The 14,485-nt window shown below is 57.9% G+C and carries 16 protein-coding genes and 1 pseudogene; 8 read left to right on the forward strand and 9 right to left on the reverse strand.

All coding sequences use genetic code 11. The features are described from left to right. Positions 1 to 130: 130 nt before the first annotated feature. Positions 131 to 607 carry a host attachment family protein gene (locus AC1DNI_RS22025; RefSeq protein WP_477693425.1) on the forward strand — a complete coding sequence of 159 codons (477 nt, stop codon included), beginning with the start codon at positions 131 to 133 and terminating at the stop codon, positions 605 to 607. A 261-nt stretch (positions 608 to 868) separates the two neighbouring features. On the opposite strand, the gene AC1DNI_RS22030 is transcribed toward AC1DNI_RS22025, so the two are convergent. The 3 genes from AC1DNI_RS22030 to AC1DNI_RS22040 all read right to left on the reverse strand — a co-directional run bounded on the left by AC1DNI_RS22030 (position 869) and on the right by AC1DNI_RS22040 (position 2,479). Next, positions 869 to 1,027 carry a hypothetical protein gene (locus AC1DNI_RS22030; protein WP_153667455.1) on the reverse strand — a complete coding sequence of 53 codons (159 nt, stop codon included), beginning with the start codon at positions 1,025 to 1,027 and terminating at the stop codon, positions 869 to 871. A 169-nt stretch (positions 1,028 to 1,196) separates the two neighbouring features. Then, positions 1,197 to 2,285, reverse strand: a complete 1,089-nt coding sequence (locus AC1DNI_RS22035; RefSeq protein ID WP_477693426.1) for an alkene reductase — start codon at positions 2,283 to 2,285, stop codon at positions 1,197 to 1,199. Between the two features lie 50 nt (positions 2,286 to 2,335). Next, the gene (locus AC1DNI_RS22040; RefSeq protein WP_477693427.1) at positions 2,336 to 2,479 is read right to left on the reverse strand and encodes a hypothetical protein; all 144 of its coding nucleotides are present in this window, start codon (positions 2,477 to 2,479) and stop codon (positions 2,336 to 2,338) included. Between the two features lie 356 nt (positions 2,480 to 2,835). On the opposite strand from AC1DNI_RS22040, the gene AC1DNI_RS22045 reads away from it, so the two are divergent. Next, entirely contained in the window at positions 2,836 to 3,378 is a 543-nt protein-coding gene (locus AC1DNI_RS22045; protein ID WP_477693428.1) for a flavin reductase family protein, read from the forward strand. Between the two features lie 6 nt (positions 3,379 to 3,384). Here AC1DNI_RS22045 and AC1DNI_RS22050 read toward each other — a convergent pair whose 3' ends face one another. Beyond that, positions 3,385 to 3,630 (reverse strand): hypothetical protein, encoded by a 246-nt coding sequence (locus AC1DNI_RS22050; RefSeq protein ID WP_027233266.1) that lies wholly within the window; start codon positions 3,628 to 3,630, stop codon positions 3,385 to 3,387. 267 nt (positions 3,631 to 3,897) lie between these two features. Here AC1DNI_RS22050 and AC1DNI_RS22055 point away from each other — a divergent pair, with 267 nt between their 5' ends. The 4 genes and pseudogenes from AC1DNI_RS22055 to AC1DNI_RS22070 all read left to right on the forward strand — a co-directional run bounded on the left by AC1DNI_RS22055 (position 3,898) and on the right by AC1DNI_RS22070 (position 8,078). Next, a complete protein-coding gene (locus AC1DNI_RS22055) occupies positions 3,898 to 5,298 on the forward strand; it encodes a hypothetical protein (protein WP_477693429.1) in 1,401 nt (466 codons plus the stop codon). Between the two features lie 42 nt (positions 5,299 to 5,340). Continuing rightward, a pseudogene (locus AC1DNI_RS22060) lies at positions 5,341 to 6,468 on the forward strand (autotransporter family protein); the annotation flags it as partial. A 259-nt stretch (positions 6,469 to 6,727) separates the two neighbouring features. Continuing rightward, a complete protein-coding gene (locus AC1DNI_RS22065) occupies positions 6,728 to 7,099 on the forward strand; it encodes a COG4315 family predicted lipoprotein (RefSeq protein ID WP_027233268.1) in 372 nt (123 codons plus the stop codon). Between the two features lie 133 nt (positions 7,100 to 7,232). Next, positions 7,233 to 8,078: an alpha/beta fold hydrolase gene (locus AC1DNI_RS22070; protein WP_477693430.1), complete on the forward strand. Its 846-nt coding sequence runs from the start codon at positions 7,233 to 7,235 to the stop codon at positions 8,076 to 8,078. Here the strand turns inward: AC1DNI_RS22070 and AC1DNI_RS22075 are convergent, their stop codons facing one another. The 4 genes from AC1DNI_RS22075 to AC1DNI_RS22090 form a co-directional block, all read right to left on the reverse strand. Next, entirely contained in the window at positions 8,079 to 9,791 is a 1,713-nt protein-coding gene (locus AC1DNI_RS22075; protein WP_477693431.1) for an AMP-binding protein, read from the reverse strand. It abuts the gene before it with no gap. A gap of 76 nt (positions 9,792 to 9,867) precedes the next feature. Then, positions 9,868 to 10,668 carry an anti-sigma factor family protein gene (locus tag AC1DNI_RS22080; RefSeq protein ID WP_477693432.1) on the reverse strand — a complete coding sequence of 267 codons (801 nt, stop codon included), beginning with the start codon at positions 10,666 to 10,668 and terminating at the stop codon, positions 9,868 to 9,870. Continuing rightward, positions 10,668 to 11,321 carry an RNA polymerase sigma factor gene (locus tag AC1DNI_RS22085; RefSeq protein WP_477693483.1) on the reverse strand — a complete coding sequence of 218 codons (654 nt, stop codon included), beginning with the start codon at positions 11,319 to 11,321 and terminating at the stop codon, positions 10,668 to 10,670. The genes AC1DNI_RS22080 and AC1DNI_RS22085 overlap by 1 nt, the downstream gene beginning before the upstream one ends. Positions 11,322 to 11,361: 40 nt before the next feature. Continuing rightward, entirely contained in the window at positions 11,362 to 11,922 is a 561-nt protein-coding gene (locus AC1DNI_RS22090) for a tetratricopeptide repeat protein (protein ID WP_370645484.1), read from the reverse strand. Between the two features lie 322 nt (positions 11,923 to 12,244). Here AC1DNI_RS22090 and AC1DNI_RS22095 point away from each other — a divergent pair, with 322 nt between their 5' ends. Together AC1DNI_RS22095 and AC1DNI_RS22100 are read left to right on the forward strand one after the other, a co-directional pair. After that, a complete protein-coding gene (locus AC1DNI_RS22095) occupies positions 12,245 to 12,514 on the forward strand; it encodes a hypothetical protein (RefSeq protein WP_477693433.1) in 270 nt (89 codons plus the stop codon). Between the two features lie 178 nt (positions 12,515 to 12,692). Then, positions 12,693 to 14,153, forward strand: a complete 1,461-nt coding sequence (locus tag AC1DNI_RS22100) for a DHA2 family efflux MFS transporter permease subunit (RefSeq protein ID WP_477693434.1) — start codon at positions 12,693 to 12,695, stop codon at positions 14,151 to 14,153. Here AC1DNI_RS22100 and AC1DNI_RS22105 read toward each other — a convergent pair whose 3' ends face one another. Continuing rightward, entirely contained in the window at positions 14,154 to 14,423 is a 270-nt protein-coding gene (locus AC1DNI_RS22105) for a hypothetical protein (protein WP_477693435.1), read from the reverse strand. Positions 14,424 to 14,485: the final 62 nt, after the last annotated feature.

The following is a 14,485-nucleotide window of genomic DNA, read 5'->3' on the forward strand; positions in this document are numbered from 1 at the left end:
GGAACTTTCCGCTGGCGCAACCCGTTGACCAACGTCCTCGCCGCACCACCACCAGGCATCAGCTAAAGAACTCGCTTGGTCATTGTGCACATTTCCAACCACACGAAACTCCAGTAAAAAGGAATTCCAGATGACAACATATCAGTCGGAGTCCGCGATGGTGAAGGTCATTTTGAACCGCCAGACCTGGGTTCTGGTTGCCGACGGAGAAAAGGCACTTTTTCTGCGCAACAAGAACGATATGAACAATGTCCAGCTTGGCATTATTCACCAGTTGAGCCAGCCCAATCCGGCTACACGCGAGCAGGGCACCGACAAGCCCGGGCGATTTTCCAGCGGACCCGGCCTTGGCCGTGCGGCGGTCGATGACACCGATTGGCATGAAATGGCGAAGAAACGTTTTGCCAAGGAAATCGCTGACACGCTCTATGCCCACGCTCACAAGGGTGAATTTGAGAAACTCGTCATCGTCGCGCCTCCGCTTATGCTGGGAGAGATGCGTCAGGAGTTCCACAAGGAAGTCTCGGACCGGGTGGTGGCCGAAATCCCCAAGACCCTGACAAACCATTCGACGACAGATATTCAGGCCATCGTAGAAGAGAATTAAGTATCTTGCCGTGGGGGGAGAGCGGCGGTGGACGGCAGGGTTAATGCGCCTTCGATCAAGTTCTTCCTACACAAGCAAAACCCCTGCCTTGACGGTAGGGGTTTCGCGGGTTGAGGCTTGATTTGGCTCTAGCAAACTGGATTCTGGATAAAAATATCGCGCATCGTTTCAGTGCGGCTCAGGCTCAAGGCACCGCTACACTCAACTTGCGTAGATGCTACCACAAGTATCGCGAATTTCAAGAAATAGATGCCGATAACGTTATTTTGACGAACGTTTCAGGCGCTCTACTTCTTCTTCCAGATGTTTAATTCGTTCTTCTAAGGCATTGATTGCCTTAAAGACAGCAACGCCCATGCCTTTGAAATCACCGCTATGGATCGCGGCTTCGATCGCATGTCTGGCATTTTCAATCGACATCTCTACCTCCACTCGTGCCGGGGACGGTACATGCAGAAAGCCCAATCCTCAAGGGGCATGAGGATTGGGCCATGTTGGCTTGTGGGTTAGCCAAGGGCTGGTTTGGGGGAACCAGTACATTAAAAACGCGAGATCGGAAATTTGGTTCCGGAATTTTCTAAAAAATCTGCTAATCGGTCACCGCGCTCAAGGGCGGGTAATCGGTGTAGCCTCGTTCGCCGGGCGTATAGAAGGTGGATTTGTCTGCTGCAGTAAGATCCGCGCTCAATCGCCACCGCTCCGGAAGATCGGGGTTGGCAATGAAGGCCTCGCCCACGGCAACGAGATCAGCCGCGCCCGATGCCAGTACGTTTTCGGCGTCAGTGCGCCCATAGCCACCGGCAACAATGAGCGTTCCGCCGAATGCATCGCGAATGGCTGGCAATGTCCGCGGTTGGCCAGACGATTGCACCATGGGCTCGACGATGTGAAGGTAGGCCAGTCCGAGCGGATCGAGCAACGCGGCAATCCCGGCAAAATGACCTGCTGGGTCGCTGTCGCTCATTCCCTGGTAGGTATTTGTCGGGGATAGACGGACGCCAACGCGGGCGGCCGGCCAATGCATCTGGGTTGCGGCGATGATCTCGATGAGGAGGCGAGTCCGGTTACTGACCGAGCCGCCGTAACGATCGGTGCGGATATTGCTGCCGTCGCGCAAGAACTGATCGATCAGATAGCCATTGGCGCCATGGATCTCGATACCATCGAAACCCGCTGATCGCGCCCGTCTTGCGGCGGCCGCAAACTCGGCGACGATCGTGCCTATTTCCGGGATTTCGAGCGCGCGCGGTGTGGCGTAAGGCTCGGGACCTGTCGACGTGTAGATAGTCCCGGATGCGGCGAGTGCCGATGGTCCCACCGGTTGCCTGCCGTCAAGCAATTGCGAAAGATGGGCCGTGCGTCCCATATGCGACAATTGGGCGAAGATCTTTCCGCCGGCGCCGTGAAGGGCATCAGTCACCAGGCGCCAGCCGGATTCCTGGGCAGAATTGGTGAGGCCCGGCCTCGTCGGAACATCGATTGTGCTGAACGGATCGACTTCGATCGATTCCGAAATGATCAGTCCGGCGCCGGCACGCTGGCGATAATAAAGGGCGTTGAGTTCGCTGGGGATCTTGCCGTGCAGGGCGCGGCGGCGCGTCATCGGAGCCATGACGATGCGGTTGGAGAGGGAAAGGTCGCCGAACGTCATCGGCGCAAACAGGCATGGAACAGACATTATCACATCAAGAATGAATTAAAGAGGCGAAGGACAATTCGAGCGAACGCTCAGGCTGGCAGCAGGTTGAACAGGATCGCCAGGTGGAAAGCGATTGCCGTTGCGAAAAGCAGGATACCGGGCGCTCTTTCCCGGATAAATCGGCGAGCGGGCCGGGCCAGGGTTGTGCGCTGGGCGAAGTCGATGGAGGCCATGAGGAACCGATTTTCCGTTTGGTCGTATGCCTATCTTGACGCATTGGTTACACGATTAACACGATAGAGATTACGATTTTCGGCTGCCCTCCGGTAGGGTTTTGCGCCCCGGCCGAGTTCGGTAGGATTAAATTTCGTCTGAACCCTCCAAGCCAAAAGCGGATATCTCTACCACGGCAGTCGTCTAAAGCGTCTGACTAGATTGGATTTCTCCAAACTGTCGGGATAGGCAAAACAAAATCGCCAAATGGTTGTATCGGGCGCAAAGCAAAAGCTGGCTGCCCGGGTGCTTGTTGTGGTGCAATTACCGCACGACCTTCATTCGCGATCCGCGAGCAACCTATGATGAGGAAAGTATGTCCGTATTTTATTCGGGAGCGGGCGCGGCCCACCGCGAGCTTTCCGTTGAACCAGACCTGTTCAAGGATTCCATGCGGCATCTCGCCGGTGCCGTGAGCGTCGTTACCGTCGGTCGCGGCAACGACCGAACCGGATTTACCGCAACATCGGTTTCATCACTGGCGGTCGATCCCGCTTCGGTGATCGTCAGTCTCAATCGCGATTCGTCCTCCTGGCCGGTGCTGCAGCGCCACGGCACATTTTGCGTGAACGTTCTCGCGCACGATCAACGCCACGTGGCCGAGAGTTTCTCCGGGCGCGGCGGGCGAAAGGGGATCGACCGCTACAAGGATGCCGAGTGGCTGGAACTTTCGACGGGCACCTTGGCGCTCGCTCATGCCCTGACGGTGCTCGATTGCGAACTCGATGACGCGATCGAACGGCATTCGCATGGCATTCTGATCGGCAGGGTAAGAGCAGTCACACTACGCGCAAATGCCGAGCCGCTGCTCTACTGGCATGGCGCCTATCGTCAGATCGCGCCGCAGTCCCGGAAATGAGAGGCGTCAAGTAACGATTGCGGTTATCGAACAGCCGATGAGCGCGACCGAGACAAAAAGAATAAGCCCGTAAAGGCGCGGCTGGTCGAAGATTACAGCAAAGCCAAGGAAGAAGGCGGAGCATCCAGAAGCCAGTGCGAACAGGAAGGCCGGCTTATCGCCGGTCGCAATCGCGAACGCCATCAGGCCGGCTACGATCAACGCCCCGAAGACGATAAAGATCCAGGTTGCGAAGGTTTCGTAGCGGTCCATCTTCGGTACTCCAGCATTCAACGGCATTCTGATCATTCCAATTACAACGAAACATGCTGTGTCAGTCAAATCAATCGATGGAGGCCAAAACGTGACCCAAAGGCTGTGGCATCGCACAATTGCGCCATATTTGTCACAGCGCGGCGCGAACTGAAACCTGCGGTTGTAGAGTGTGGCGGTGAAATATAGGTTGGGTCTGGAGCGTTCTTCCAAAGAGCCAGCATAGCAATCGAGTTGTGCCAGCTACTGTGTCAGGTGAGGGGAAGCATGAAGTTTCATGGTGTACGCACACGACTTCTCTGGCCCTCCATCATTTCACTTTCCCCAATTCTATTAGCGGGCCAATCGGCACAAGCTGCGTGTGTCCTCGTCCCGAATCCCGGCAACAATACTTACACGTGCGACAGCGGTGTCGGCGGACCGCTGATCGATACGGGCGGCAACAACACCCTCATCATGCCGGCTCGCGGAACGGGGTTTATCAACGGTCCGGTCGTATTCGGCGCGGGCGCGGATTCGGTCTTCATCGAATCCGGCACCATACAGGGCAACCTCGACACCGGTGCAGGCAATGACACCGTCGAATTGAGGGGAGGCTTCGTCAACGGAACGATAACCCAGGGCGCCGGCGTCGACACGTTCAAGATGACCGGGGGCACAGTCCAGCGCGTCGAGCAAGGCAGCGATCTCGACACGGCTGTCGTCTCTGGCGGACGAATCATCGGGCAGTTTTTTGCGGGTGACTTTTTCACGATGACCGGAGGCCAGATCGGCGAGGTCAATCTCGAACAGGCCAACAATGAAATGCGCATGTCGGGGGGCACGATCGACCGGTTCGTGATCGCCGCGCAAGGGCGCGACCTTTTGATATTATCAGGCGGTTCTATCGGTACCTTCGTAGATCTTGGCATTGGTGATAATCGCGTCTTCGTTTCGGGTGGATCGATCGGCAGCACGTTGACGACCGGGACAGGAAATGACCAGTTCACCTGGACCGCTGCGGGCACGATCGGCGGTGCCATAAGTCTCGGCGGCGGCAATGACACGGGAACGCTGCAAAACCTGACTGACGCTGTGCTTTCCTCAACGCCGTTGCTTGACGGCAGTGCGGGCACCGACACCCTCACATTCGCCAACACGACCGCGACCACATCCGCACGCTATGTAAACTGGGAAAACGTGGCTCTAACTGCGGGCTCGGTATTCACGCTCGACAGCACGTTCATTCTTGGCGATAGCGGCACGGGCACCGGCAGTTTCTCGATAGATGACAGCAGCACGCTCCTTGCCGGTAACGGCGTCAATGCAGCGATCGCGCCTTTCGATGGTATCCGGCCTGTTTCGCTCACCAATGCCGGCGTCATCGATCTTACCAATGGCACCAGCGGAGCAACGGATACCTTCACTGTCATCGGCAATTATACCGGCAGCGGCGGCGCCATTCGGCTGCAGACGGTCCTCGGGGACGACGCTTCACCTGCGGACAAACTTGTTATTTCGGGCGGCGCAGCAAGCGGGACGACAGGGCTCGCGGTCACGAACCTAAACGGGACGGGTGCGGCAACCCGGCAGGACGGTATCCTCGTCGTGCAGGCGATCAACGGGGCGACCACGGCCGGCACGGCGTTCGGCCTAAGCAATGCGGTGGCTGCCGGCGCCTTTGAGTAAGCGCTCTTTAGAGGTGCCGTTTCGGCAGGTTCGGATGAAAACTGGTACCTGCGCTCGGCGCTCATTCCCGGATCGGAACCACCGGTGCCGCCGATTGATTCTGATCCCGCCGTCGAAGAACCGGGAGAGGAAATCATCCTGCCGCCGGCACCGGGAGTTGAACCGCCCACGCCTGGCGCAACGCCCATCGTTGCCGATGATCCAACCGAGGCCATCCCGCTCTATCGTATCGAGGTTCCGACCTATTCGGTCGTCCCGCCGGCAGTGCGGGAAACCGCGCTCGCCACGCTCGGAACTTTCCACGAACGGCGCGGCGAACAGAGTATCGCTACGTCGAATTCGAATTTTTCCGCAGGTTGGGGCAGGGCTTTTGGCCAATCGACCGATCAAAGCTGGAACGGTACTGTCAATCCATCTGTCGACGGACATCTTTACGGTATTCAAGCCGGCCTCGATATCCTTGGCCATGAAAGCAATGGCGGACATTATGACATGGCCGGACTGTTCTTCGGCTATTCCAACTTCGACGCCGACGTAAAGGGCGAAGCCGTCGGCTGGAAAAATCTCCAGGTCGGTTCGATGAATGTCGATACCACCAGCATTGGCGGCTATTGGACCCATATTGGCCCGTCCGGCTGGTATGTCGACGCCGTGCTGATGGGCTCGTGGTTCAACGGAGATTCTAAATCTTCGCGCGATATTGGCGTTGATATCGACGGAACGGGCATAACAGCTTCGCTTGAGGGCGGCTATCCATTCGCGCTCACGCAGAGCTGGAATATCGAGCCGGAAGCGCAACTGATCTGGCAGCATTTGTCGCTCGACGACCAGTCCGATGCCTTTTCCGATGTATCGTTCGACACCGACGATGGGTATATCGGCCGCGTCGGGTTCCGCCTCCAGGGCAAATACGAGACCGCCTCCGGCCTGTTCCAGCCCTATCTGAAGGCCAATCTCTGGCACAACTTCAGCGGGACGGATTCTGTTCTGTTCGGCACGGACGCGATCAATACCGAGCTCGAATCAACGTCTCTTGAACTTGGCGCTGGCGTAACCCACGATTTCACCAAGAATGTCAGCGCCTTCGCCGTGGCCGATTACACTTTCGACGTCGATGGCCCCCATCAAGAGATTGTCGAGGGCAATATCGGCCTGCGGGTAAAGTGGTAAGCCATTTCCGGCTCGTCGAGGGTAATGCTATTTCGCAAGGCCCTTTGAATAATAGCGCCGGCTCGCGTGTTCAAAGACATGTGGGAGGAACGGCCGACCGTCGCAAGGCGTTATAGCAGGTGACCCATCCCGCGCGTCAACTGCCTCAATTCCGATCAGAATTTGGCGCATTGTTTGAACAGAGGCGAGCGGCTTGGTTCGCCAAGAAAACGGGCTCTGCCGACATTCTGCCGGTAACCCTGAAGAGGGAGTACATAAAATGCGGACTATACTCGTAGCAATGGGAATACTTGCAGCCACGAGCCTGTCTGTCTTCGCTGCAGAACCGGTGAAGATGATGGATACCAAGATGGGGAAGGTTATGACAACCCCCAAGGGCATGACGCTTTATACGTTCGACAAGGATGCAAAGGGCAAATCCAACTGTGATGCGAAATGCCTGAAGAACTGGCCGGCTTTCCATGCCGATAGCGGCGCAAAGGCGGAAGGCGAGTGGTCGCTCGTCAAGGACGCCGACGGCAAGGAAATGTGGGCCTATGATGGCAAGCCGCTCTACATGTTTGCCAAGGACAAGAAAGCCGGCGATATGAGCGGCGAAGGCGTCGGTGGCGTTTGGCACGTCGCCAAATAAGATCAAATTCTTTGCAAATGAGAAAGGCGGCTCTGACGGGCCGCCTTTTGCTTTTCACGCTGTGATTGCAAGCGCATGATAAACATGCTGATCTTCAACCTGGAGTATTGTTGCGACAATCAGGAGGACAATCATGCACTTCAAGTCGTTGATCTACTCTCTTGCAGTTCTTTTCGCTCTTGCCACCAGTGTTTTCGCCGCGGAACGGTGGGAACAGCTTCCCGAACCGCAACCGATGCCGAAGGCAGACAAAAGCGGCACTGCGCCCGTAAACGGTATCGAGATGTATTATGCCGTTTACGGCAAGGGACCGCCCGTCCTGCTTATCCATGGTGGCCTCGGCTATGCCGATATCTGGGGTGCGCAAGTTGCCGATCTTTCCAAGGACCATATGGTTATCGTTGCTGAAAGCCGCGGACACGGGCGCTCGACGCGCACCGCCGATCCCTATAGCTACGACCTCATGGCTTCCGACTACGTCGCCCTCCTGGATTATCTCAAGGTCGACAAGGTGGCGATCGTCGGCTGGAGCGACGGCGGTATCATCGGTATCGATATCGCCATGAAGCATCCCGAGAAGCTGACGAAGGTCTTTGCCCAGGCGGCAAATACGAAGGTCGACGGTGTGAAGCCGGACGTCATGCAGAACAAAACGTTTGCCGGCTACATAGATCACGCGGGGCAGGTCTATAAGAAGATTTCGCCGACTCCGGACCAGTACGACGCCTTTGTCGAGCAGATCAGCGGAATGTGGGCGAGCCAGCCGAACTGGACCGACGACGATCTGAAAAAGATCAATACGCCCGTTGCCATCGTGCTTGGCGATCATGACGAGGCGATCACCCGCGAGCATACCGATTACATGGCCAAGACCATACCTGGCGCGAAGCTGATCATTCTCGACAATGCCAGCCACTTCGCCATGGTCCAGGATCCGGAAGGCTACAACAAGGCCGTCCGTGATTTCATCGACAATTGATCAAGCGGTCTTCTGTTCTTCGACCCCAAGCTCATCCGCCATTTGTTGGCGGATGAGGAATTTCTTGATCTTGCCGGTCACCGTTAGCGGAAACGCTTCGACGAAACGGACATAGCGCGGCACCTTGTAGTGCGCGATCTGTCCTTGGCAGAACATGCGGATTTCCTCCTCGGTTCCCGTCTCGCCGGCCTTCAGGATAATCCAGGCGCATAGTTCCTCGCCGTATTTCAGGTCGGGAACACCGACGACGGTCACGTCCTTCACTTTTACGTGGCGGAAGAGGAATTCCTCGACCTCGCGCGGATAGATATTCTCGCCGCCACGAACCACCATGTCCTTCTGACGACCGACTATGTTGCCATAGCCTTCTTCATCGATGGTCGCGAGATCGCCGGTGTGCATCCAGCCATCCGCATCAATGGCTTCAGCGGTTTTCTCCGCATCGTCCCAATAACCGATCATCACCGAATAGCCCCGGGTGCAGAGCTCGCCAGGGGTGCCGCGCGGCACGGTGTTGCCGTCCGTGTCGATTACCTTGCATTCGAGATGCGGCTGAACACGCCCGATGGTCGAAACGCGGCGCGACACCGGGTCTTCGGCCGAACTCTGAAAGCTGACCGGGCTCGTTTCGGTCATGCCGTAGGCGATCGTGACGTCGCGCATGTGCATGCGCTCGATTACCTGCTTCATGATCTCGATCGGGCAGGGCGAACCTGCCATGCAACCGGTGCGCAAGGAGGAGAGGTCGAATTTGTCGAATTCCGGGAGGCCGAGTTCGGCGATGAACATCGTCGGCACGCCGTAAAGCGCGGTACAGCGCTCCGTCTCGACCGCCTGCAGCACGGCGAGCGCATCGAACCCCTCGGAAGGGTAGACCATGGTTGCGCCATGCGCGACGCAGCCGAGATTGGCCATGACCATGCCGAAGCAGTGATAAAGCGGCACCGGTATGCAGAGGCGGTCGCCGGGGCGAAGACCGACGCTGCGGCCGACAAAGAACCCGTTGTTGAGAATATTGCGGTGGGAAAGCGTCGCGCCCTTTGGCAGACCTGTGGTTCCGCTGGTGAATTGGATATTGACGGCGTCCTTCGGACTGATGACCCTGTGCCGACGTTCCAGTTCTTCGTGGTGTTCTCTTTCTGCAAATGCGGGCACGGCGTCGAAGGCAAGCCAACCCGGACGCTTTCCTTCACCAATACTGATCACGTGCCGCAGATGCGGCAATTTCGTTGAAACGATCGCATGTCCCGTACGAATTTCAGGTGCAAGCGTTTCCACCATTTCCGCATATTCGCTGGTCTTGAAGCGCTCGGGGGCGACAAGCGCCTTGACGCCGACCTTGTTCAGCGTGAATTCGAGTTCCGACAGGCGGTAGGCGGGATTGATGTTGACGAGGATCAAGCCGACTCGGGCGGCGGCAAACTGCGTCACGGTCCATTCGGCGCGGTTGGGAGACCAGATGCCAATTCGTTCGCTAGGCTCCATGCCAAGGGCGATCAGCCCAGCCGCAAATGCGTCCGCCCTTGCCTTGAGCTCACCATATGTCAGCCGAATACCCTGATGCACGGCGACGAGGGCATCGATATTCCCCCAGCGCTCTGCCGCATCATCGAGCGCCTGCGATATGGTCTTGTCGAGAAGCGGCGGCTCGTTTGGGCCGCGCACGTGGCTCAAACGTGAATCGTCGCCCGTGAAGGCTGCAGCCGGGCTCATGACGTTCCTCCCAAGGTCGACGGCACAGACCCGCTAGACTAGCCGAAAGCCGAGCAAATACCACGCTGATTTTCGCTCAGGCGCTGATGGCGGTGCGTAGCTTTTCGGCAAGCCCGCTCAACTGATCGACAGGGTTGCGACCGACGAGCATGTAGCCATGGGCGGCATCAGCCCAGTAGACCACATTCATGCCATAGCGCTTTTCGACCTGCGGCGCGAAGGCTCCGCGTGCAGACTTGACGATGCACAGTGCAAGCGGTCCGTGCTCGGGATCGAGAAAAGCAAGCTGGCCAAGCGGCCTGCCGTCATATTGCAGAAGCTGCGCGCGCTTGAGCGGTATATCGGGAAGCGCCAAAGCGGAGGCAGGCAATTGAAGGCCGAGCCTGTCGCTGATCAACTGCAATTGCGCTGTCTGTACGCCCGGATCGTTTGCCAGATCCGCCAGCGTATCGGCGGTATAGAGACTGAGGTATTCGGCGACGACCGAGCGCCATTCCGAACCGTCTGCTTCCTCGTGATCGTCCTTGATGCGCAGATAGGCGCGGTCGATCGCGACGCCGACAAAAACAGATGCAACTGCTGCAGCGAGCAAACCGCGGCGTGTCCAGTTTTGGCCCCTTGGCTCGGCGGCGTTGGGTGAGGGCAGGCGCGCAAGTATCGTTTCTAAATCGGAAGCAGGCGCGTTTTCCAACAGCGGAACGAACGCGTCGTAGAATGGCATCTCGCTGCGCGAAAGGAATTCATAGCGCGCAGCCACCTCAGGATCGCTCTCGACCAGGGCTCCGATACGCCGCCGTTCCTCGCCAGTGAGTTCGCCATCGAGGAAAGCAACCAATAGTTCGTCGGAGGGCATTTCAGGGTGCTTGTGTTCGCTCATCAACTGCCCCCTTTCGTCCGTCTGGCAACCGCGTCCTCGTCCATGTTCTCGGCAAGTTTCGCCCGAGCAGCAGCAAGGCGGCTCATGACCGTGCCAATCGGAACATCCAGCACATCTGCGACTTCGCGGTAGGAGAGGCCCTCGACATAGGCAAGAAACACGGCCGTTCTTTGCGCTTCGGGCAGGGCGTTGACCTTGCGCAAAACCTGATTGGCCATGACATGCGTTTCGGTATCCTGTTCACCGTCGAATGTCAGCGTCAGGTCCGCATCAACGAAGCCGTTGCCCATGCGAATGCGGCGCGAGCGCACTTCGTTCAGCCAGATTGAATGTAGGATAGAAAACAACCAGCGGTCGAGGCGCGTGCCGCTGGTAAACTGGTTTGCCCGCTCAAGGGCACGCACGCACGTTGCTTGCACAAGGTCGTCGGCCACGTCGCGCTGACGTGACAGCACGATTCCGTAGCGCCAGAGCCGAGCGAGGTGCTGGCTCAAACTCGCCCTGATTTCGTGTTCGCTCGCGATGATTGCCTCCGCGCCAACTCGTTCTTTGCGAACGTCGGGCAGCGATAATGCGCCCTTGTCCGGGCGACTATAAGCATAAAGTTGAAGGTGAGCGACAGGCACTTTGTGCTCCTTTGGTGAACCCGGCATGCCGCTCATGCTGTTTTCCTAAAGCCGTGCGTGATCGGGGTCAGATTTTAGAGGGCTTTTCGATTGCCTCGTGCAGGTCGCGATATTCTTCGCAACTCGTCCCGCATATCGATTTGATCGTCGTCAACTGTTCCTTGGCGAGGTCGATCTGGCCCTTGATGACATAGGCTTCGCCGAGATATTCGCGAACTTTCGCGTATTTCGGATCGAGCGCGACCGACTTCTTGTACCAGGAGATGCCCTCATCGGTACGGCCGAGCTTGCGTGTCGCATAGCCGCGATAGTTGAGCGCCTCCTTGGTGTTCGGATCCTTCAATGTATCGAGCATGTCGAGCGCTTCCTGGTAGCGGCCGGCCTTGGCCAGCGTATAGGCATATTCGGTGCGGTCTTCGTCCGGAACATTGCTGGTGGTCTTGTCGACGCATTTCTTCGACTTCTTTTCGTAAACCTTGCCCTTGGGACAGGTCGGCGTCGTTGCTGCATCGTCGCTGCCTCCGCCTCCCGCGGCGAGGCTCGCGCCAGGAAGCATCGCGATCGCAAGTCCGGCGCCAAGCAGGGCGGCAGGCACCTGCCGGTAGAGTGTGTTGAAGATGTTGCTCATGAGATCAGTCTCCGCTGGAAGGGAACGTGCGATCTAAAGAACACTTGGAGAGGTGGTTTATTCGAAGCGCCCACGCCGTATTCGGCGAAACGCCCCTTTGCAATTCAATTTCCAGAACCGCTCCGCTCGCGGGAATCGCTTGCTCCATTCGCGGCGAATTTTGATCGGATATACGTTCCGGGCGTTGTCGCGACCTTGTAGATTAGGGAAGATCACAAGCTCCTCAACCTCACGAAAACACATGAACTGCAGAACGGCTGAACCCATGACCTCCGATATTGCCAGCGCCCCGCTCGTGCAATTATTGCTCGCAGGACTCGACATGCGTTCAAACAAAGCGCGTGAGCAGGAGCGCGCACCGCGAAAAGGCGTATCTGCCGTCGAGCGTGCGAGCAAACATGTCGAAGCGGCAAGACGCGCTGCCGACGCGAGCCTGGCGCGGGCCAAGGCGGCACCCCGGCCGCACGAGATCACCAATCCCGTCTTTGTCGCCTTGTTCGACGCGCATCAACAGGACAGGGAAGCGCTTTTTGCGGCGATGCGCGCGCTCGACGCGGCACGGACAGCAGAGTCCGCCGACGATCTGGTTTGAGCGGCGGTGCTCTGCGCACGATTTTGTTACCGGAGCCTGGAGCGGATTTCAAAAAACACTATGGCCTTCGCAGCCGCGCCCTAATATATCAATTCCGTTCCTGCGAGCCTCAGCGCGTCTTCCCAGCCGTTGTGCCGTCGCGGCGCAATCGGTCCCAATCGAAAGAGCTGTCTTAAAAATGTCGGATCAGACTTGTCATGTTGCCGCGACCTCCCAAGGCGCGCTTCAGAGACCGGCGCCGAATTTCCGTATCATTGCGATGATCATTGCCAGTGCCATGTTCATGGAGCAACTCGATGCTACGGTGCTTGCGACGGCGCTGCCGACAATGGCGCGTGATTTCGGCGTCAGCGCGCCCGCGATGAGCATCGCGCTCACTTCTTATCTTTTGAGCCTTGCCATCTTCATACCGGCGAGCGGCCGGGTTGCCGACCGGTTCGGATCCCGCACCGTTTTCCGCACGGCTATCGGCGTATTCGTCCTGGGTTCTGTCCTTTGCGCCTTCGCGCCGAATCTCACTTTTCTCGTCTTTGCGCGACTGGTGCAGGGCCTTGGCGGCGCCATGATGATGCCGGTGGGCCGTCTGGTGCTGATGCGCAGCGTCGAGCGCAAGAATCTCGTCCAGGCCATGTCGTGGTTGCTGGTACCGGCCCTGATCGGCCCGATCCTCGGTCCGCCTGTTGGCGGCTTGATCGTGACCTACCTCGACTGGCGCTGGATTTTCTACATCAATGTCCCGATTGGCATATTGGGCTTCATCCTCGTCAGCCTGTTCATAGAGGACTTCAAGGGCGAAGCGCGGGGGCCCTTTGACTGGACCGGCCTATTTCTTTCCGGCATATCGCTCGGCTCTCTGCTTTTCGGCTTCGAAATGGCTAGCCGCAGTGGCGAGGCCGGCCTTGCGGCGTCGCTGGTCGCAGTCGGCGCAATGGCCGGCATTGCCTATCTGCGTCATGCGCGGCGGCACCCGTCGCCTATTCTCGATTTTTCGCTGATGCGCATTCCGAGCTTCAGCGCCTCGGTGGTCGCTGGATCGTTGACCCGTATTACGCAGGGCGCACAGCCGTTCCTGCTGCCGCTCATGTTGCAGCTTGGCTTCAACCTCTCCGCCGCATCGGCTGGCGCGATCGTCATCGCGACGGCACTCGGGTCGATGACGATGAAGGCGGTTGCACCAAAGATCCTGAGGCAGTTCGGCTTCCGTAACAGCCTCATCGTCAATGGCATAATCTCGACATTCGGCTATGCGCTGTGCGCGGCGTTCCGGCCGGATTGGCCGCTGCCGCTGATCTTCGTCATTCTCTATTTCTGCGGCTTCTTCATGTCGTTTCAGTTCACCGCCTATAATACGGTCGCCTATGATGAGATCGGACGCGATCAGATGAGTTCGGCGACCAGTTTCTATACGACGTTCCAGCAGCTGATGCTGTCGCTGGGCATTTGTGTCGGCGCGCTGGCGCTGCACGGATCGATGCTCGCGCGCGACCACGATGTGCCGGAACTCGGCGACTTCTCGGTCGCTTTCATCATCGTTACGGCGATTTCCATCACCGCAACGGTCTGGAACATGCGGTTCTCAAATTCCGCGGGCGCCGATATCAGTGGGCATCAGGTAAAGACAACGCCGCGAAAGGCGTGATCATCCATCGATGGTGAGAGAAATGACGCTGTTGTGATGAGTCTTACAGACGAAAGGTGTGTTGCCGTTGGCCTTGCCCTGGATTGTCATCCACATGCCCTTGCCGAAATTGGTGGTGACCGCGGAAGCAGCGGGCGGTGTGAGCCCCTTCTTCTGAAGCGCTGCGCTGCAGGCGGCGATCGATCGCGGCTTGTTGGCTGATTCACCCGGCATCGGTGCGCTGACGATGAAGGCGCAAACCGGGACGATAACGATGAGATAGCTTTTCACGATTCCCTCCCCAAAGAATGTGATCAGTAGGGGAGCTTACGCTTATTGCGGGTAGACAACCA

This window comes from Phyllobacterium sp. 01N428, assembly GCF_056399405.1.